Annotated in this window: 24 protein-coding genes; 23 read left to right on the top strand and 1 reads right to left on the bottom strand. The window is 67.5% G+C overall.

Annotated elements, in window-relative coordinates:
* Positions 1–6 precede the first annotated feature (6 nt).
* From rplX to truA, 23 genes are all read left to right on the top strand, one after another.
* Positions 7–294, top strand: coding sequence for a 50S ribosomal protein L24 (gene rplX / locus AB0B45_RS42615; RefSeq protein WP_358143287.1), 288 nt, complete (start codon positions 7–9; stop codon positions 292–294).
* On the top strand, positions 294–869 hold the full coding sequence (rplE, locus tag AB0B45_RS42610) for a 50S ribosomal protein L5 (protein ID WP_358143246.1): 576 nt from the start codon (positions 294–296) through the stop codon (positions 867–869). Before rplX ends, rplE begins: the two co-directional genes overlap by 1 nt.
* A 2-nt stretch (positions 870–871) precedes the next feature.
* The gene (locus AB0B45_RS42605) at positions 872–1,057 is read left to right on the top strand and encodes a type Z 30S ribosomal protein S14 (protein ID WP_358143244.1); all 186 of its coding nucleotides are present in this window, start codon (positions 872–874) and stop codon (positions 1,055–1,057) included.
* Between the two features lie 226 nt (positions 1,058–1,283).
* Positions 1,284–1,682 (top strand): 30S ribosomal protein S8, encoded by a 399-nt coding sequence (gene rpsH, locus AB0B45_RS42600; protein ID WP_184958065.1) that lies wholly within the window; start codon positions 1,284–1,286, stop codon positions 1,680–1,682.
* Positions 1,683–1,700: 18 nt separating this feature from the next.
* Entirely contained in the window at positions 1,701–2,243 is a 543-nt protein-coding gene (rplF, locus tag AB0B45_RS42595; protein WP_358143242.1) for a 50S ribosomal protein L6, read from the top strand.
* Between the two features lie 2 nt (positions 2,244–2,245).
* Positions 2,246–2,629: a 50S ribosomal protein L18 gene (rplR, locus tag AB0B45_RS42590; RefSeq protein ID WP_183650860.1), complete on the top strand. Its 384-nt coding sequence runs from the start codon at positions 2,246–2,248 to the stop codon at positions 2,627–2,629.
* 25 nt (positions 2,630–2,654) lie between these two features.
* Positions 2,655–3,287 carry a 30S ribosomal protein S5 gene (rpsE, locus tag AB0B45_RS42585; protein WP_354906473.1) on the top strand — a complete coding sequence of 211 codons (633 nt, stop codon included), beginning with the start codon at positions 2,655–2,657 and terminating at the stop codon, positions 3,285–3,287.
* Between the two features lie 2 nt (positions 3,288–3,289).
* Entirely contained in the window at positions 3,290–3,472 is a 183-nt protein-coding gene (gene rpmD / locus AB0B45_RS42580; RefSeq protein ID WP_020542293.1) for a 50S ribosomal protein L30, read from the top strand.
* Positions 3,473–3,474: 2 nt separating this feature from the next.
* The gene (gene rplO / locus AB0B45_RS42575) at positions 3,475–3,930 is read left to right on the top strand and encodes a 50S ribosomal protein L15 (protein ID WP_358143240.1); all 456 of its coding nucleotides are present in this window, start codon (positions 3,475–3,477) and stop codon (positions 3,928–3,930) included.
* Between the two features lie 171 nt (positions 3,931–4,101).
* Positions 4,102–5,421, top strand: coding sequence for a preprotein translocase subunit SecY (gene secY / locus AB0B45_RS42570; protein ID WP_358143237.1), 1,320 nt, complete (start codon positions 4,102–4,104; stop codon positions 5,419–5,421).
* Complete coding sequence (locus tag AB0B45_RS42565) at positions 5,421–6,071, top strand: adenylate kinase (RefSeq protein ID WP_358143235.1); 651 nt, start codon at positions 5,421–5,423, stop codon at positions 6,069–6,071. Before secY ends, AB0B45_RS42565 begins: the two co-directional genes overlap by 1 nt.
* A 9-nt stretch (positions 6,072–6,080) precedes the next feature.
* On the top strand, positions 6,081–6,209 hold the full coding sequence (locus AB0B45_RS42560) for a hypothetical protein (RefSeq protein ID WP_358143233.1): 129 nt from the start codon (positions 6,081–6,083) through the stop codon (positions 6,207–6,209).
* Between the two features lie 95 nt (positions 6,210–6,304).
* The gene (map, locus tag AB0B45_RS42555) at positions 6,305–7,114 is read left to right on the top strand and encodes a type I methionyl aminopeptidase (RefSeq protein ID WP_358143231.1); all 810 of its coding nucleotides are present in this window, start codon (positions 6,305–6,307) and stop codon (positions 7,112–7,114) included.
* Between the two features lie 35 nt (positions 7,115–7,149).
* Positions 7,150–7,539: a DUF1707 domain-containing protein gene (locus tag AB0B45_RS42550; RefSeq protein WP_358143229.1), complete on the top strand. Its 390-nt coding sequence runs from the start codon at positions 7,150–7,152 to the stop codon at positions 7,537–7,539.
* A 96-nt stretch (positions 7,540–7,635) separates the two neighbouring features.
* Entirely contained in the window at positions 7,636–8,034 is a 399-nt protein-coding gene (locus tag AB0B45_RS42545) for a hypothetical protein (protein ID WP_358143227.1), read from the top strand.
* Positions 8,035–8,747: 713 nt separating this feature from the next.
* The gene (gene infA / locus AB0B45_RS42540; protein WP_012887858.1) at positions 8,748–8,969 is read left to right on the top strand and encodes a translation initiation factor IF-1; all 222 of its coding nucleotides are present in this window, start codon (positions 8,748–8,750) and stop codon (positions 8,967–8,969) included.
* Positions 8,970–8,994: 25 nt separating this feature from the next.
* Positions 8,995–9,108: a 50S ribosomal protein L36 gene (rpmJ, locus tag AB0B45_RS42535; protein ID WP_003956441.1), complete on the top strand. Its 114-nt coding sequence runs from the start codon at positions 8,995–8,997 to the stop codon at positions 9,106–9,108.
* A gap of 189 nt (positions 9,109–9,297) precedes the next feature.
* Positions 9,298–9,678, top strand: a complete 381-nt coding sequence (gene rpsM, locus AB0B45_RS42530; RefSeq protein WP_183650839.1) for a 30S ribosomal protein S13 — start codon at positions 9,298–9,300, stop codon at positions 9,676–9,678.
* A gap of 45 nt (positions 9,679–9,723) precedes the next feature.
* Positions 9,724–10,128 carry a 30S ribosomal protein S11 gene (gene rpsK / locus AB0B45_RS42525; RefSeq protein WP_020542285.1) on the top strand — a complete coding sequence of 135 codons (405 nt, stop codon included), beginning with the start codon at positions 9,724–9,726 and terminating at the stop codon, positions 10,126–10,128.
* Positions 10,129–10,148: 20 nt separating this feature from the next.
* Positions 10,149–10,775, top strand: a complete 627-nt coding sequence (gene rpsD, locus AB0B45_RS42520) for a 30S ribosomal protein S4 (protein WP_358143225.1) — start codon at positions 10,149–10,151, stop codon at positions 10,773–10,775.
* Positions 10,776–11,072: 297 nt separating this feature from the next.
* On the top strand, positions 11,073–12,089 hold the full coding sequence (locus AB0B45_RS42515) for a DNA-directed RNA polymerase subunit alpha (protein ID WP_358143223.1): 1,017 nt from the start codon (positions 11,073–11,075) through the stop codon (positions 12,087–12,089).
* A gap of 196 nt (positions 12,090–12,285) precedes the next feature.
* Positions 12,286–12,825, top strand: coding sequence for a 50S ribosomal protein L17 (gene rplQ, locus AB0B45_RS42510; protein WP_358143221.1), 540 nt, complete (start codon positions 12,286–12,288; stop codon positions 12,823–12,825).
* A gap of 70 nt (positions 12,826–12,895) precedes the next feature.
* Entirely contained in the window at positions 12,896–13,762 is an 867-nt protein-coding gene (gene truA, locus AB0B45_RS42505; protein ID WP_358143285.1) for a tRNA pseudouridine(38-40) synthase TruA, read from the top strand.
* A gap of 134 nt (positions 13,763–13,896) precedes the next feature.
* Here the strand turns inward: truA and AB0B45_RS42500 are convergent, their stop codons facing one another.
* Positions 13,897–16,413: a hypothetical protein gene (locus tag AB0B45_RS42500; RefSeq protein WP_358143219.1), complete on the bottom strand. Its 2,517-nt coding sequence runs from the start codon at positions 16,411–16,413 to the stop codon at positions 13,897–13,899.
* Between the last annotated feature and the right edge of the window lie 472 nt (positions 16,414–16,885).

Raw genomic sequence — 16,885 nt, 5'->3', positions numbered from 1 at the left:
GCGAAGCTGCACGTGAAGAAGGGTGACCTGGTTCAGGTCATCGCCGGCAAGGACAAGGGTGCCAAGGGTCGTGTGATCTCGACGAACCCGCGCGAGGACCGCGTGGTGGTCGAGGGCATCAACATGATCAAGAAGCACTCGAAGGAGAACCTCAACGGTCCTCGCGGCGCCAAGCAGGGCGGCGTCGAGACCATGGAGGCTCCCATCCACGTGAGCAACGTGAAGAAGCTCAAGGATGACGAGAAGCCTGCCAAGAAGGCCGACAAGGCCGACGAGTCGGGTGAGGACAACTGATGACTGCCACGACTACTGAGACCGAGCGTCCGACGCCGCGCCTCAAGACGAAGTACCGCGAGGAGATCATCGCGAAGCTTCGTGACGAGTTCGGCATCGAGAACATCATGCTGGTGCCCGGCCTGACCAAGATCAAGGTCAACATGGGCGTCGGCGAGGCGGCTCGCGACTCGAAGCTCATCGAGGGCGCTGTCCGTGACCTCACCACGATCACCGGCCAGAAGCCCGCGGTCGTCAGGGCCCGCAAGTCCATCGCGCAGTTCAAGCTGCGTGAGGGCATGCCGATCGGTGCGCACGTCACGCTGCGCGGCGACCGCATGTGGGAGTTCCTCGACCGTCTGCTCTCGCTGGCGCTGCCCCGCATCAGGGACTTCCGCGGCCTGTCGCCCAAGCAGTTCGACGGCAACGGCAACTACACCTTCGGTCTCACCGAGCAGGTCATGTTCCACGAGGTCGACCCGGACAAGGTCGACCGTCCGCGAGGCATGGACATCACGGTCGTGACCACGGCCAAGAATGACGATGAGGGCCGGGCGCTGCTGAAGCTTCTCGGTTTCCCGTTCAAGGAGGCCTGAGCATGGCTAAGACGTCTCTGAAGGTGAAGGCGGCGCGCAAGCCGAAGTTCGCGGTTCGCGCCTACACCCGCTGCTCGCGCTGCGGGCGTGCGCACGCGGTCTACAAGAAGTTCGGCCTGTGCCGGATCTGCTTCCGCGAGATGGCGCACCGGGGCGAGCTGCCGGGCATCACCAAGTCCAGCTGGTGACATCCTCCTGCGGGTGCTCCTTCCTGTGGAGGGAGCACCCGCGGGAGATGGCATCCTTCTGTAGGGCGTTTCGCGCGTCCTATCAGGGGCTTCGGGGTTCGTCCCCGCCGAGCCGTACGAGAAATATCAACCGGGCGCTGTTCAAAGCGCCCATGACCGCGCCGAAGGTCCACCGGTAGAGCCCAGCTTCACCGACTGGAAACCGCGGCGAGGAAGGCCGTTGGCCATGACGATGACCGACCCGATCGCAGACATGTTGACACGTCTGCGCAACGCGAACTCGGCATATCACGACTCTGTGACGATGCCGTATTCGAAGATCAAGGCGCACATCGCCGAGATCCTCCAGCAGGAGGGTTACATCCAGGCTTGGACCGTCGAGGACGCCAAGGTTGGAAAGAACCTCGTGGTGGAGCTCAAGTTCGGGCCGAGCCGTGAGCGTTCGCTCGCGGGGCTGCGCCGGGTTTCCAAGCCCGGGCTGCGTGTTTACGCGAAGAAGGACAACCTGCCTCGAGTCCTGGGCGGACTGGGTGTCGCGATCATCTCGACGTCCGGTGGCCTCATGACCGACAAGCAGGCCGGCAAGCGTGGTGTGGGCGGGGAAGTCCTCGCCTACGTTTGGTAACGAGGGGAGGACTACAGCATGTCGCGAATCGGACGGCTGCCCATCCCTGTACCGAGCGGCGTCGACATCACGATCGACGGCCAGGATGTCCAGGTCAAGGGCCCGAAGGGCACGCTTTCGCACACGGTCGCTGAGCCCATCACGGTGGCTCGCGACGAGGACGGCACCATCGCCGTCGCCAGGCCCAACGACGAGAACAAGGTCCGCGCTCTGCACGGCCTGTCTCGGACGCTGATCGCCAACATGGTGGCCGGTGTCACCCAGGGTTACTCCAAGACCCTGGAGATCGTCGGTGTCGGTTACCGCGTCGCGGCCAAGGGCCCGACGCAGCTGGAGTTCGCTCTGGGCTTCAGCCACCCGGTGATCGTGGACGCCCCCGAGGGCGTCACCTTCCGTGTCGAGAAGCCGACCCTGTTCCACGTGGACGGTATCGACAAGCAGAAGGTCGGCGAGGTCGCCGCCAACATCCGCAAGCTGCGCAAGCCGGACCCCTACAAGGGCAAGGGCGTGCGTTACCAGGGCGAAGTTATCCGCCGCAAGGTCGGAAAGGCTGGTAAGTAGGCATGGCTCCCAAGACTGCGTACAGCAAGCACACGGCTGCTCGCACCGTCTCGCGGGCCCGCCGTCACGGCCGCGTCCGCAAGAAGGTTGTCGGTACGGCCGCGCGTCCGCGCCTGGTCGTCAACCGCTCGACCCGTCACCTGTTCGTGCAGATCGTGGACGACACCGTCGGCCACACGCTGGTCAGCGCGTCCACCATGGACGCCAGCCTGCGCACTGCCGAGGGCGACAAGACCGAGAAGGCCAAGAAGGTCGGCGAGCTCCTCGCTCAGCGGGCCAAGGAAGCCGGGATCACCGCCGTCGTCTTCGACCGGGGCGGTAACCGCTATGCGGGTCGCATCGCGGCTCTCGCGGACAGCGCTCGCGAAGGCGGGCTCGAGTTCTAATGGCTACTGAGAAGAGGAACCACTGATGGCTGCAGCTCCGCGTCGCGGTGGCGGCACCGGTGGCGAGCGGCGGGACCGTCGTGACGATCGCCGCGGTGGCGCCGCCGACAAGGGCGTCTCGTACATCGAGCGCGTCGTAAAGATCAACCGAGTGGCCAAGGTCGTGAAGGGTGGTCGTCGCTTCAGCTTCACCGCCCTGGTTGTCGTCGGTGACGGCAACGGCCTGGTCGGTGTCGGCTACGGCAAGGCCAAGGAAGTACCCGCGGCCATCGCCAAGGGTGTCGAGGAGGCGAAGAAGCACTTCTTCCGCGTTCCCCGCATCCAGGGCACCATCCCGCACACCGTGCAGGGTGAGGAGGCGGCCGGTGTCGTCTTCCTGCGTCCGGCCTCCGCCGGTACCGGTGTCATCGCCGGTGGTCCGGTGCGCGCCGTTCTGGAGTGCGCCGGCATTCACGACGTCCTGTCCAAGTCGCTCGGCTCGGACAACCCGATCAACATCGTGCACGCCACGGTGGCGGCGCTGAAGGGCCTGTCGACGCCCGAGGCGATCGCCGCCCGTCGTGGCCTGGCGATCGAGGACGTCGCTCCCACGGCGATGCTCAAGGCTCGCGCCGAGGGCCTCGCCGAGGCCGCTGCGGCGGCTAAGGCGGTGAGCTAGTCATGGCACGCCTGAAGATCACTCAGGTTCGCTCGAAGATCGGTGGCAAGCAGAACCAGCGTGACTCGCTGCGTTCGCTTGGCCTGAAGCGAATCGGCGATGTCGTCGTCAAGGAGGACCGTCCCGAGATCCGTGGGATGGTCGCCGTGGTGACGCACCTCGTCGAGGTGGAAGAGGTCGACTAGTCATGACTGACAAGGCTCCGCTGAAGATCCACGACCTGCGTCCCGCCAAGGGCGCCAACAAGGCCAAGGTCCGCAAGGGCCGTGGTGAGGCGTCCAAGGGCAAGACCGCCGGTCGTGGCACCAAGGGCACGACGGCGCGGAACAAGGTTCCTCTCGGTTTCGAGGGTGGCCAGGTGCCGCTGCAGCGTCGTCTGCCGAAGCTCAAGGGCTTCTCCAACGCCCTGTTCAAGACGACCTACCAGGTCGTCAACCTGGACAAGATCGGCGAGCTGTTCCCCGAGGGTGGCGACGTCACCGTCGAGACGCTGGTCGCCAGGGGCGCTGCCCGCAAGAACCAGCCGGTCAAGATTCTCGGCACCGGTGAGATCTCCGTCGCGGTGAACGTGCAGGCTCACGCCTTCTCGGGTTCCGCCAAGGAGAAGATCGCCGCTGCCGGTGGGTCCGTTACCGAGCTGTAAGTGCCATTACGAGGCACGGGGGTCCTGACAATGGGCTCCCGTGCCTGTAGTGCGTTAGAGTTCGCGAGACGGCAGGGTTCTGTCCTGCTCGACGCCTGACCTTGAGACTCAGATGGCTGATCCCCGCACCATCGCCGACCCATACCGCCATCACGGCGTGCTGGAGGGACCGTGCTGACCGCGTTTACCCGGGCGTTCCGGACGCCGGACTTGCGCAAGAAGTTGCTCTTCACTCTGGGCATCATCGCGCTGTTCCGCCTGGGCTCGGTTCTTCCGACTCCGGGTGTTCACACCGAGAACATTCGCACCTGTCTCGCGCAGGCGCAGGCCGGCGACTCCGGCAATCTCTACGGCATGGTGCAGCTGTTCAGCGGCGGCGCTCTGCTGAAGCTGTCTGTGTTCGCGCTGGGCATCATGCCCTACATCACCGCGAGCATCATTCTCCAACTGCTGGTCGTGGTGATCCCGCGGCTCGAGGCCCTGAAGAAGGAGGGCCAGGCCGGGCAGACGAAGATCACGCAGTACACGCGTTATCTGACCATCGGCCTCGGCATCCTGCAGTCGACCGCCTTCATCGCGCTGGCGCGCTCCGGGCAGCTGTTCCCGTCGTGCAACCAGCAGATCCTGCTCGACCCCGACAACGTCTTCAGCATCGTGACGATGGTCATCATCATGACGGCCGGCACCTCGGTCATCATGTGGCTGGGCGAGCTCGTCACCGACCGCGGCGTCGGCAACGGCATGTCGATCCTCATCTTCACGCAGGTCATCGCGGTCTTCCCGTCCGAGCTGCTGAACATCTACCGCGTCAACCCGTTCACCTTCGCCGTCGTGATGGTGGTCGGCATCTTCATGATCGCCGCAGTGGTCTTCGTCGAGCAGGCCCAGCGCCGGATCCCCGTGCAGTACGCCAAGCGCATGGTCGGCCGCAGGATGTACGGCGGCACCTCGACCTACATTCCGCTGAAGGTCAACCAGGCCGGCATCATCCCGGTCATCTTCGCCTCCTCGCTGCTCTACCTGCCGCAGCTGCTGGTGTCCCTGTTCGCGAACACCACCACGGACAGCAGCATCAGCCCCGTGGTCGAGTGGATCTCGCGAAACCTGGTCACGGGTGACACGCCGGTCTACATGGGCACGTTCTTCCTGCTGATCGTCTTCTTCACGTACTTCTACGTGTCGATTACCTTCAACCCCGCTGAAGTCGCCGACAACATGAAGAAGTACGGTGGGTTCATCCCGGGCATCCGTCCGGGTCGGCCCACGGCCGAATACCTGAACTTCGTTCTGACCCGCCTGACCGCTCCCGGTGCGCTCTACCTCGGTCTCATCTCGATGGTGCCGATCATCGCACTGGCGATCTCGGGGGCCAGCCAGAACTTCCCGTTCGGAGGGACGAGCATCCTGATCATGGTTGGTGTCGGCCTTGACACGGTGAAGCAGATCGAGAGCCAGCTGCAGCAGCGCAACTACGAAGGTTTCCTGCGGTAGTGCGTCTCGTTCTGGTCGGGCCCCCCGGAGCGGGCAAGGGGACACAGGCCCAGTTCATCGCATCGAACCTGTCCATCCCGAAGATCTCGACAGGTGACATCTTCCGTGCCAACGTCTCGGGCGGCACGGAGCTCGGCAAGCTCGCCAAGACCTACATGGACCGCGGCGACCTGGTGCCCGACGAGGTCACCATCGCCATGGTCCGCGACCGTCTGTCCGAGGACGACGCGCAGGACGGGTTCCTGCTCGACGGCTTTCCCCGTAACGTCCCTCAGGCGGAGATCCTTCGCGACATGCTCAAGGACTGGGATCAGAAGCTCGACCTGGTCCTGGAGCTCGTGGTCGACGACGAGGAGGTCGTCCGCCGTCTGGCCGGACGGCGCACCTGCGGCCAGTGCGGCCGCATCTGGCACGTCGAGTTCGACGACAAGAAGGACGACGTCTGCGACGCCTGCGGCGGCACGCTGTTCCAGCGTGACGACGACAAGGAGGACACCGTCAGGCACCGCCTGGAGGTGTACCAGGAGCAGACCGCGCCGCTGATCCGCTTCTACGCCGACGAGGGCATCCTGGTCGGGGTGGACGCGACGGGACCCGTCGAAGAGGTCACCCAGCGGGCGATGAAGGCAATCCGGCCCTACGCCGGCTAGCACGAACCGATGACGCCGACCCTGTTGATCAGGGTCGGCGTTATTCATGCCGGGAAAAGCCGAGCGGGGCTCACCGCGATCCGGCCGTCCCGCCGCCTGGCCTGCTGTTTCGAGCCCTTTGAGCTGCTCAAACAGTGAGGGCGCGTTTCATATGAGTATTGCGTGATCAGGCACACTGTGGGGGAATTGGGCTCCAGTGTTCGCCCGTTGAACCACCCTGGGGGGTGTCGAACTTGTTCAAGAAGAACAGACATGGAATCCAGATCAAGTCCGCGGAGCAGCTGGAGAAGATGCGGGCAGCCGGTCTGGTGGTCGGGCGGACGCTGGACCTGCTGAAGCGCTCGGTGGAGCCGGGCATGACGCCGCTCGACCTGGACGCGATCGCGGAGAAGGCGATCAGGGGCGAGGGTGCGATCCCGTCCTTCAAGGGCTATCAAGGCTTTCCCGCGACGATCTGCGCGTCGGTCAACCATGAGGTCGTGCACGGCATCCCGTCGAACGAGCGCAAGTTGCGCGAGGGCGACATCATCTCGATCGACTGCGGGGCGATCCTCGACGGGTGGCACGGCGACTCGGCGGTGACCGTACCGGTGGGAGAGGTCGCGCCCGCGCTCACGGAGCTGATGCGGGTGACGGAGGAGTCGATGTGGCGCGGCATCGCCGCGCTGGGCGTCGGCCGTCACCTCTCGGATGTCGGCCACGAGGTCGAGAAGTACGTCAGGTCCCAGGGCAAGTACGGCATCCCGCAGGAGTACGGCGGGCACGGCATCGGCACCGAGATGCACATGGACCCCTGGGTGGCCAACCACGGGCGCCCCGGGCGCGGTCCCGCTCTCGAGGAGGGGATGTGCCTGGCCATCGAGCCCATGGTGAACCTGGGGACGCCCCGCACCCGCGTGCTGGACGACGACTGGACCGTCGTGACGATCGACGGCAAGGCCTCCGCACACTTCGAACACAGCGTCGCGGTGACACATAATGGTCCCTGGGTGCTTACCGCCCTCGATGGGGGCGAAGAGCGCCTGTCGCAACTGCTGAGCTGAGGCGGGAAGTGGTGGGGATGGCGCAGAGCCCCGAAATGCGTGCATCGGATGTCGACCGCGATCGGGTGGCCGCCGTCCTCCGGGAACACACCGCGCAGGGACGGATCTCCGTCGAGGAGTTCAACGAGCGGCTGGAGCAGGTCTACCAGAGCAAGACCTACGGCGAGCTCGCCAGGGTGACCGCCGACTTGCCCGACGTCGACCTGCGGGCCCAGCCCGCCCGCGTTCCCGCCGCCAAGCCCCCGCAGACGGGGATGCATTCGGGGATGAAGGGCGCGTGGGCGGCCTGGGCGTCGGCCGTCGCGGTGACCTCGGTGATCTGGCTGCTGACCGACTTCGGCGGCTACTTCTGGCCGATGTGGGTCGCGGGCCCCTGGGGCGCGTTGCTGCTGGTCAGCAGCATTTTCGGGACTAATCGGAAATGACCCCATCTGTGCACTAGTGCACTGTGTGGATTTGTGCGCAGTACGCGTGGCTGCGGCTTCCTAACGTGAGTGTCACATCGCTCACAGGAGGAAGAAATGCGCAAGTTTCTCGCAGTAGCAGCCATCGCGGGCTCGGCCCTCACCGGCCTGGCCGTCGCTCCCGCCGCCCAGGCGGCGACCACCCAGGCGAACACCTCCACCAGCAGCTGGGGCAAGTACTTCTCCAGCGACAGCAAGGCCTACACCTTCGGCAAGACCTTCAGCTCGCACGGCAAGGTCTACACGAACTGGTACGGCGTGGAGAAGTTCGGCGGCAAGCACGGCTACGTGTGGTTCGAGTACTACAAGGGCGGCAAGTGGTACAAGTTCGCCCAGGGCTGGGACGGCAAGCACAACAGCAGCTGGAACGGCCACGGCATCAAGAAGATCTACACCTACACGTGCTGGGGCGACTCGAAGTTCGACAACTGCGGCAGCAAGCACCGCATCTACTGAAGTCCTCGGCGCGCATGACGCGCTCTTCTGGGGGGCTCTGACATCAGAAGGCCCGCCGGTGACACGGTCACCGGCGGGCCTTCGCTCTTCCTCCGCCCCGGTACGGCAGGTGTCCTGCTACGGCAGGCAATAGACCCACTCTTTACCGCTGGTCGTAGTTGGCGGTGATCAAGCCGGGTAGATGATCTTTGACGATGGAACCATCGCAATGGGGGACCGATGGGCCTGAGGCGGCGTTCCGGGCTGTTGGCGGGGATCGTGATCGCCGGCGTGGCGATCGGGGCGCCGGCGGCGGGAGCTGTACCGCAGGGTGGGCAGTGCGACTCCGCGGCGCAGGGCCCTCGTCCCCGGGAGGAAGCGCCGTCACGGAGGTGACGGCGGCGTCCACGAGCACGTGTCCGTCCGGTCCCGCGTGTCGGCGGCTGCCGGGGCCGGGCGGGCACGTCATCCACGCGGCCGCGCCAAAGGCCGGGGCGGTGGGCCGCATGGCCTGTGCAGCCGTGGATCTGGGGTACTCTTGACTGTGGTTGTGTCAGGACACCTGGCATGGGTGTTTCGCATTCTTGCTCCGGGTGTCGTACACTCCTTAGTCGGCTCACTATGGCCATCCTGTGTTGGCGGTCCTGCAGACCGCCGCTCTCATTCGATGCGGATGGCCGCGGCTGCTTAGTGATCCGAAACCTCAGACGACCGATCAGTGAAACGCGAGGGACATGGCCAAGAAAGACGGCGCCATCGAGATCGAGGGCACTGTGGTTGAGTCGCTCCCGAACGCGATGTTCAGGGTGCAACTCGACAACGGCCATAAGGTCCTGGCCCACATCAGCGGACGGATGCGGATGCACTACATCCGAATCCTCCCCGACGACCGGGTAGTCGTAGAACTGAGCCCTTACGACCTGAGTCGTGGGCGGATCGTCTACCGATACAAGTAAAACGTCTGAGGAATCACGAAGGACTATGAAGGTTAAGCCGAGCGTTAAGAAGATCTGCGACAAGTGCAAGGTGATCCGCCGGCACGGTCGCGTCATGGTGATCTGCGACAACCTGCGCCACAAGCAGCGTCAGGGCTAGTCGCCAAGGCTTCTCCGAGTCCGCACCTTCAGGGGAGCGGGCTCGACGCATGACAAGCCTGAATCAGTAATCGCGCGTCACACCCACGCGAGTGGGCCACCCCCGGTCGGAGGCCGGGGCCCTCACCCCGGGCATGGGGAGGGGAGTGGGGCGCAAGACCTCCGCCACAGTGAAGGAGAATGCCCGACCATGGCTCGCCTGGTTGGCGTCGACCTCCCCCGCGAAAAGCGGCTGGAGATCGCTCTCACCTACATTTACGGAATCGGCCGCACCCGCGCCCTGGAGATCCTCCAGGCCACCGGCGTCAGCGGTGACCTTCGCGTGCACCAGCTGAGTGACGCTGAGCTCGTCCCGATGCGTGACTACATCGAGGCGAACTACAAGATCGAGGGTGACCTGCGCCGCGAGGTTCAGGCCGACATCCGCCGCAAGATCGAAATCGGTTGCTACCAGGGCATCCGGCACCGGAAGGGTCTTCCCGTCCACGGCCAGCGCACGCAGACCAACGCGCGTACCCGTAAGGGCAAGAAGAAGACCGTCGCCGGTAAGAAGAAGCCCGGTAAGAAGTAGTCCTCGCAGCCGCGGGACCGATGAACTCAGGAGTGAAGGCAAAGAATGCCTCCTAAGAGCCGCCAGGGTGCGCCCAAGAAGGTGCGCCGCAAGGAAAAGAAGAACGTCGCTCACGGGCACGCCCACATCAAGAGCACGTTCAACAACACGATCGTCTCGATCACCGACCCGAACGGGAATGTGATCTCCTGGGCCAGCGCCGGCCACGTGGGTTTCAAGGGCTCCCGTAAGTCCACCCCGTTCGCCGCGCAGATGGCCGCCGAGAACGCCGCCCGCCGCGCCATGGAGCACGGCATGCGCAAGGTCGACGTCTTCGTGAAGGGCCCCGGCTCCGGCCGTGAGACCGCGATCCGTTCGCTGCAGGCGACGGGCCTCGAGGTCGGCTCCATCCAGGACGTGACCCCGGTTCCGCACAACGGCTGCCGTCCGCCGAAGCGCCGCCGCGTCTGACACCCAGGAGATATTGAGAAATGGCTCGTTACACGGGTGCGGACTGCAAGCTCTGCCGTCGCGAGAAGACCAAGCTCTTCCTCAAGGGCAGCAAGTGTGAGTCCGCGAAGTGCCCCATCGAGATCCGTCCTTACCCGCCGGGTGAGCACGGTCGCGGCCGTCCGAAGGAGTCTGAGTACCAGCTCCAGCTTCGTGAGAAGCAGAAGACCCGCCGCATCTACGGCGTCCTCGAGAAGCAGTTCCGCAACTACTACGAGGAAGCCAACAAGAAGGGCGGCAAGACCGGCGAGAACCTTCTCCAGATCCTGGAGAGCCGTCTCGACAACGTGGTCTACCGCGCCGGTTTCGCCCAGTCGCGCGACGCCGCTCGCCAGCAGGTCCGTCACGGCCACATCCTGGTGAACGGCAAGAAGGTCGACATCCCGTCGTACCGCGTGCGTGAGCACGACATCGTCGAGGTCCGCGAGAAGGCCGTCAACCTGCTGCCCTACGAGGTGGCCAAGGCGACCGCCGGCGACAAGACGATCCCGGCCTGGCTGGGCGTCGTGCCGGAGAAGCTCCGCGTCCTGGTTCACCAGCTGCCGGTTCGCCAGCAGATCGACACCCAGGTCCAGGAGCAGCTGATCGTCGAGCTCTACTCCAAGTAAGCCCTTCACGGCGGTGTGCCTCCGGGCCCGCCGCCCACGGCTCGCGTTCTCGCGGGCGAAGGTTCTTGGGGCAAACGGGCGGCGCGCTTCATGTGGGCGCGCCGGCCGGGGCTCGGTTGGATAAGGTGTCCGCGGCCTCGGGTTTCCGGGGTCGGGGGCGCTCGCAAGCTTCCCTGATGGCTTGGGTTTCCTGGCCGGAGGGGGATGGATGGGGTGCGGCATGCCGTACCCCATTTAGGCTGTTATCGGAGTGGCGTCATATAGCGGGCGCCACACGACAAGGGGAGATCCCGAAGCATGCTGATCGCTCAGCGTCCGACTCTTCTGGAAGAGTCGATCGACGAGACCCGGTCCAAGTTCGTCATCGAGCCGCTGGAGCCGGGCTTCGGCTACACCATCGGCAACTCGCTGCGTCGCACGCTGCTGTCGTCCATTCCTGGCGCGGCCGTGACGAGCATTCGCATTGAGGGCGTGCTGCACGAGTTCTCGACCGTTCCCGGTGTGAAGGAAGACGTCACCGACATCATCCTCAACCTCAAGGAACTGGTCGTCTCCTCCGAGCACGACGAGCCCGTCGTGATGTACCTGCGCAAGCAGGGCCCCGGCGAGGTCACCGCCGCCGACATCGCGCCTCCGGCCGGTGTCGAGGTGCACAACCCCGAGCTGCGCATCGCCACGCTGAACGGCAAGGCGAAGCTGGAGATGGAGCTGACCGTCGAGCGCGGTCGCGGCTACGTCTCCGCCGCGCAGAACAAGCAGCCGGGCCAGGAGATCGGTCGTATCCCGATCGACTCCATCTACTCGCCCGTGCTCAAGGTCACCTACAAGGTCGAGGCGACCCGTGTCGAGCAGCGCACCGACTTCGACCGGCTGATCCTCGACGTCGAGACCAAGGCCGCGATGAAGCCTCGCGACGCGGTGGCCTCCGCGGGCAAGACCCTGGTCGAGCTGTTCGGGCTGGCCCGCGAGCTCAACGTCGAGGCCGAGGGCATCGACATCGGTCCCTCGCCGACGGACGCGGCTCTCGCGGCCGACCTGGCGCTGCCGATCGAGGAGCTCAACCTCACGGTCCGTTCCTACAACTGCCTCAAGCGCGAGGGCATCCACACCGTGGGTGAGCTCGTGGCCCGCAGCGAGCAGGACCTGCTCGACATAAGGAATTTCGGCGCCAAGTCCATCGAAGAGGTCAAGCAGAAGCTGCACGAGATGTCGCTGGCGCTCAAGGACTCCCCGCCCGGGTTCGACCCGAGCGCGGTGGCCGGCGGCGGCTACGACGACGACGACAGCGCGTACGTCGAGACCGAGCAGTACTAGATCGCGGCGCGGGGTCTCGTGGCTGTGTCCACGAGGCCCTCTCGTCCGATCCGTCCCGGGAGTCCGGGACATCTAGACGCCCGGGGACGTCCCGGGCCGACGCAGCTGGATATCGCGGGCCTCCCTCATGGCGGCCTGGCGGCTCGACTCCGGTACCTGACACGGCCGGGGCGGGTTCACTCTCAAGGAGAACGCAATGCCCAAGCCCACCAAGGGTGCACGTCTTGGCGGCAGCCCGGCTCACGAGCGGCTGATCCTGGCGAACCTCGCCACGGACCTGTTCCGCCACGGCCGCATCACCACCACCGTGACCAAGGCCAAGCGCGTCCGCCCGCTGGCGGAGCGCCTGATCACCAAGGCCAAGAAGGGCGACATCCACAACCGTCGCCAGGTGCTGACCGTCGTCAAGGACAAGGGCGTCGTCCACCACCTCTTCACCGAGATCGCGGTGACCTTCGCCGAGCGTCCCGGTGGCTACACCCGTATCACCAAGATCGGCAACCGTAAGGGCGACAACGCGCCCATGGCGGTCATCGAGCTGGTGACCGAGGAGCTGAAGCAGGTCACCACCGGCCGTACGGCTCCCGCCGCCGCTGCCGCCCCGGCCGCCGCCGAGGCCGTGGAGGAGGTCGTCGAGGAGACCACCGAGGCTCCGGCCGAGGAGAGCGCCGAGACCGCGGAGGCCGGCGAGACCGCCGAGGCTCCCGCCGACGAGGCGAAGAAGGACGAGGCCTGATCTTTCAGGCCCACGGGCCCGGCACCCTTCTGGGTGCCGGGCCTTCCCCATTCATCCAGGAGGGGTGATCGTGGTACGGCTCCGCCTCGACCTCGGCTACGACGGCACCGACTTCTCCGGTTGGGCCCGCCAGCCGGAACGGCGCACGGTGCAGGGTGAGCTCGAGGACGCGCTCGGCAAGATCCTCAGGCTGGAAGAGGTCTCGCTCACCGTCGCGGGCAGAACGGACGCGGGCGTCCACGCGCGCGGCCAGGTCGCCCACGTCGATCTGCCGGTGACCGCCCTCGGCGAGCTGGAGCGCAATCGCCGCAGGGGAGAGCCTCCCGCCGAGGAGAGCGTCGATGAGCGGCTCGCCACGCTCCTGAGGCGCCTGGCCGGGGTCCTGCCGCCGGATGTGCGGGTTCATCGCGTCAGCGTGGCTCCTGAGGGCTTCGACGCACGGTTCTCCGCGCTCTCCAGGCGCTACGTCTACCGCGTGCACGACGCGCCCGGCGGTGTCGACCCGCTGCGGCGTCACGAGATCGTGTGGCACACACGGCCGCTCGACCTCGACGCGATGATCGCCGGGGCCGCGCACCTGCTCGGTGAGCACGACTTCGCCGCCTTCTGCAAGAAACGGGAGGGCGCCACCACGATCAGGGAGCTGCAGCGGCTCGAGTGGGTGCGCACGGATTCCGGCGTGCTGGAGGCGACCGTCGTGGCCGACGCCTTCTGCCACTCCATGGTCAGGGCCCTCGTCGGGTGCCTGCTCGCCGTGGGAGACGGCAGGCGACCCGTGGAGTGGCCCGCGCAGGTGCTGGCGGGAGCCGTACGGGACTCAGGGGTGCACGTCGCGCCCGCGCACGGCCTGTGCCTCGAAGAGGTCGGCTATCCGGCCGACGACGAGCTGGCCGCCAGAGCGGCCGCGACCCGCAGGGTCCGCACGCTCACTCCGTGATCCCGCGGGTCAGGTCGGCCGGTGGTCCCGCGGGGTCCGCTCGGTCGGTGGGTGGTCCCGCGGGCTCCGCACCATCGGTCGGTGAACCCGCGGAGTCCGCTCGGTCGCTCAGCGATCTCTCACGGTGCGCGCGGTCACTCGGTGATCCTGCGCTCGAGCACCAGCGAGGTGTGGTCGCGGAAGGCGCCGCTGACATCGCCCAGGCCCTTCTCCTTGGCGGTCGGGGTGTGGCCGTCGGCGTAGGTCGCGTAGCTGAAGACGATGTAGCGGCCCCACAGCAGCCCCGCGGCGTAACCGCCCGCGATGTGGACCCTGTCCGCGCCGCTGGACGCCGCGCCTGGCAGCGGACGGAACCACAGGTTCTTGTCGAGGTCCTTCGCCTGGTCGGCCGCCGCGGCCGCCTCCTTGGTCGGCAGGACGGCGATGCCCGTGCTGATCGCGTAGCGCTTCTTGTCGTCGACGTAGGTCGCCCTCAGCACACGGCTGCACTTCTGGTCCTGCAGCGCCGTGGCGAACGGGCCCGCCGCCGCCAGCTTGCAGTCGTCGGACATGTCGACCTTCACGCGCGTGTAGACGCGGCCGCCGATATCGACCTTCTGCTCGGGGAACGCCTCGTTGATCGACATCTTCTCGGGGTCGGTGCCCTCGGAGTTGAGCAACGAGTTGGCCAGCGGGTCGTCGGTGCCCGAGACGGACGGCACGGAGCTGGGGGCCCCGGACGCGCTCGGGCCGGCCGGCTGTCCGGTGCTCATCGACCTGTAGGCGAAGAAGCCCCCGGTGGCGACTCCCGCCACGACGAGGACGCCGAGGCTGGCGATCAGCGCCTTCTTGCCCTTGCTCGGCTCCTTGACGGCCGGCTCGGCCGGGGGCGCGATGCCGCCCTGCGACATCGGCGAGAACGGGTCGAAGGTCGCGGCCGGCGCACCGTGCGGCGGCGTCGGCAGGTCGGCGGCGGGAGATCCACCCGGTACGGCCGGCGGCGCGGCTGGGGCGCCGGCGGGCGGGGCGGGAAGAGCGGGAAGGCCTGCTGTGGGCGGGATGGCGGGCAGCGGGATGGCTCCATTGGTCGGGAACGGGTGGTCGTCCGGCGAGTCGCTCGCTGTCGTGCCGTTGCCGGACATGTCGTCTCCAGGCGCGCCGTTGCCTGACATGGCGTTTCCAGAGGCGCCGTTGCCGGACATGTCGCTTCCAGACGCGGCGCTCCCCGACATGTCACTTCCTGACCCGCTGTTGCCTGACAGGTCGTTGGGTGACGAGTCGTTTCCTGGGGCGGCGGTCGGGGAAGCGCCTGGGGTGGCCGCGCCCGCGTTGGCCGCGCTCATGCCGGATGCGCCCGCGTTGGGCGTCCCCGAACCGGATGCGCCTGCGGTCGGTGAGCCGCTGGGGGTGGGGTCGGCGGTCTCCGGGGTGGCGGCGCGGTCGCCGGGAACGTCGTCCAGCACGTCGGCCGGGGGCGCGTCGCCCTTGGGACGTCCCCACGTGGCGCTGTCGAACGGGAGGTCGGGGATGCGGTCGTCAGCCTGGTCCGCGTCCGGGGGAAGCGGCGGCCAGACGGGGACGTCGCCAGGTTCGGCGCCGTGGGCGAACGAGACCGTCGCGTTGGGGTCGTCGGCCTGGGCCTCTTGCGAGCCGTCGTGGTCGTCGATGGGTTCACCGGTGGCGGCCGGCCATGGTGGCATGGCGGGCGCGTCGGTGGTGTGCGACGGCCAGACCTTCATGCCCGCGGCGGCCGCGGTGAAGGCCTGCGGGGGCTGCCAGGTGGAGTCGGCCTGATCGGGCTCGGTCTGCCACGCGGCGGGAGACGGCTTCCATGGCTCGGCCTGCGGGCCGGGCGACGGGGTCCACGGCCCGGCCTGCGGGCCGGGTGAAGGTTGCCACTCGGCCTGCGGGGCGGGTGAAGATTGCCACTCGGCCTGGGAGTCGGTCGAAGGTTGCCACTCGGCCTGAGGGCCCGGTGAGGGTTGCGGCTCGGCCTGCGGGCCGGGCGACGGTTGCCACTCGGTCTGGGGCGCCTGGTCGGCGTGTGGGGGCGCCCACGGGGTCTGTGCCTCGCCTGACGCCGGAGTCCACGGGACCTGGGGCTGGTCGGGAGCCCAGGGAGAGGACGGCTCGGGCTGGGGCCACGCGGCGGCGGGCTGGGGAGCACCGGGTTGGGTGCCGCCTGGCCGGGGAGCGCCGGGCAGGGGAGCGTGCTGCGCACCGAATGCCGGGGGCTGGGGAGATCCGGGCATGGGGGCTTGTCCGGCGCCGGGTGCCGGGGGATAAGGGGCACCGGGGGGAAGGGGCGCGCCGAGGGCGGGCGGCTGCTGTGCCCCGGGCGGGGCCCACGTCGCCTGCTGCTGGGGGCCGGACGGCGGTGCGGACGGGGAGCCGGGCTGCGGCGGGCCCCATGGGGTCTCCGCGCCAGGCTCGGGGTCGGCGTACCAGTCGTAGGGCTGGCCGTCGTCCGCCTGCTCCCACGGCTGGGCCGCGGTGGACCACGTCTCCGCGGGGACGCCGGGGAACGCGGGCAGCGGCCTGTCGGGCCTGGGACGCTCGATTGTCGCGTCCTCGACGGGCGCGGGCCGTCCCGTGTCCTCTCCGGCGGGCGAGTGCCCCGCGTCGGTCGCAGGCTCGGGCGCCCATGGAGCCGCATCGGAAGAAGTGGCCACCGACTCTGGTGTCCACGGGGCTCCGGCCTCGGACGTCGTGCCGGGCTCGGGTGTCCACGGCGTCCCGGCCTCGGAAGTCGCGTCGGGCTTGGGTGTCCAGGGGGATCCCGGCTCCGGAGTCGGTGCCCACTGGTTTCCCGTGTCCGAAGACGCCAAGGGCTCGGGCGTCCAGGGGGTTCCGGTCTGCGGTGTGGGCTCAGGGGTCCACGGTCCTGGGGCGTCCGACGAGGCCGCGGGCTCGAGGGCCCAGGGGTTGCTGACGGCGGGCGTAAGGGGATGGCCGGCGTCAGGAGCCGTCGCGGGCTCGGGGGCCGGCAGGTCAGGGGGCGGCCCCTGGTATACGGGGATGGGGGGTCGGACCGGCGCCGTACCGGAGTCGATCACCTGACCGGCGGGGAGGTCGGCGAACGGAGGCCCTGCCAGCGCGTCGCCGTGCGACGCGCTGTAGGCGCTCTCCTGGACGGCTGATGGG

The sequence above is a fragment of the Nonomuraea sp. NPDC049152 genome (genome assembly GCF_040648355.1).
Classification (GTDB): domain Bacteria; phylum Actinomycetota; class Actinomycetes; order Streptosporangiales; family Streptosporangiaceae; genus Nonomuraea.
The sequence above is the reverse complement of the archived record's forward strand: the minus strand, read 5'-3'. Positions and strand labels throughout refer to the sequence as shown.

Excerpts from the sequence above, each read along its gene's own strand:
- rplE (WP_358143246.1), top strand. The coding sequence starts at position 294 with ATGACTGCCACGACTACTGAGACCGAGCGTCCGACGCCGCGCCTCAAG.
- AB0B45_RS42605 (WP_358143244.1), top strand. The coding sequence starts at position 872 with ATGGCTAAGACGTCTCTGAAGGTGAAGGCGGCGCGCAAGCCGAAGTTC.
- rpsH (WP_184958065.1), top strand. The coding sequence starts at position 1,284 with ATGACGATGACCGACCCGATCGCAGACATGTTGACACGTCTGCGCAAC.
- rplF (WP_358143242.1), top strand. The coding sequence starts at position 1,701 with ATGTCGCGAATCGGACGGCTGCCCATCCCTGTACCGAGCGGCGTCGAC.
- rplR (WP_183650860.1), top strand. The coding sequence starts at position 2,246 with ATGGCTCCCAAGACTGCGTACAGCAAGCACACGGCTGCTCGCACCGTC.
- rpsE (WP_354906473.1), top strand. The coding sequence starts at position 2,655 with ATGGCTGCAGCTCCGCGTCGCGGTGGCGGCACCGGTGGCGAGCGGCGG.
- rpmD (WP_020542293.1), top strand. The coding sequence starts at position 3,290 with ATGGCACGCCTGAAGATCACTCAGGTTCGCTCGAAGATCGGTGGCAAG.
- rplO (WP_358143240.1), top strand. The coding sequence starts at position 3,475 with ATGACTGACAAGGCTCCGCTGAAGATCCACGACCTGCGTCCCGCCAAG.
- AB0B45_RS42560 (WP_358143233.1), top strand. The coding sequence starts at position 6,081 with ATGACGCCGACCCTGTTGATCAGGGTCGGCGTTATTCATGCCGGGAAA.
- AB0B45_RS42550 (WP_358143229.1), top strand. The coding sequence starts at position 7,150 with ATGCGTGCATCGGATGTCGACCGCGATCGGGTGGCCGCCGTCCTCCGG.
- AB0B45_RS42545 (WP_358143227.1), top strand. The coding sequence starts at position 7,636 with ATGCGCAAGTTTCTCGCAGTAGCAGCCATCGCGGGCTCGGCCCTCACC.
- infA (WP_012887858.1), top strand. The coding sequence starts at position 8,748 with ATGGCCAAGAAAGACGGCGCCATCGAGATCGAGGGCACTGTGGTTGAG.
- rpmJ (WP_003956441.1), top strand. The coding sequence starts at position 8,995 with ATGAAGGTTAAGCCGAGCGTTAAGAAGATCTGCGACAAGTGCAAGGTG.
- rpsM (WP_183650839.1), top strand. The coding sequence starts at position 9,298 with ATGGCTCGCCTGGTTGGCGTCGACCTCCCCCGCGAAAAGCGGCTGGAG.
- rpsK (WP_020542285.1), top strand. The coding sequence starts at position 9,724 with ATGCCTCCTAAGAGCCGCCAGGGTGCGCCCAAGAAGGTGCGCCGCAAG.
- rpsD (WP_358143225.1), top strand. The coding sequence starts at position 10,149 with ATGGCTCGTTACACGGGTGCGGACTGCAAGCTCTGCCGTCGCGAGAAG.
- AB0B45_RS42515 (WP_358143223.1), top strand. The coding sequence starts at position 11,073 with ATGCTGATCGCTCAGCGTCCGACTCTTCTGGAAGAGTCGATCGACGAG.
- rplQ (WP_358143221.1), top strand. The coding sequence starts at position 12,286 with ATGCCCAAGCCCACCAAGGGTGCACGTCTTGGCGGCAGCCCGGCTCAC.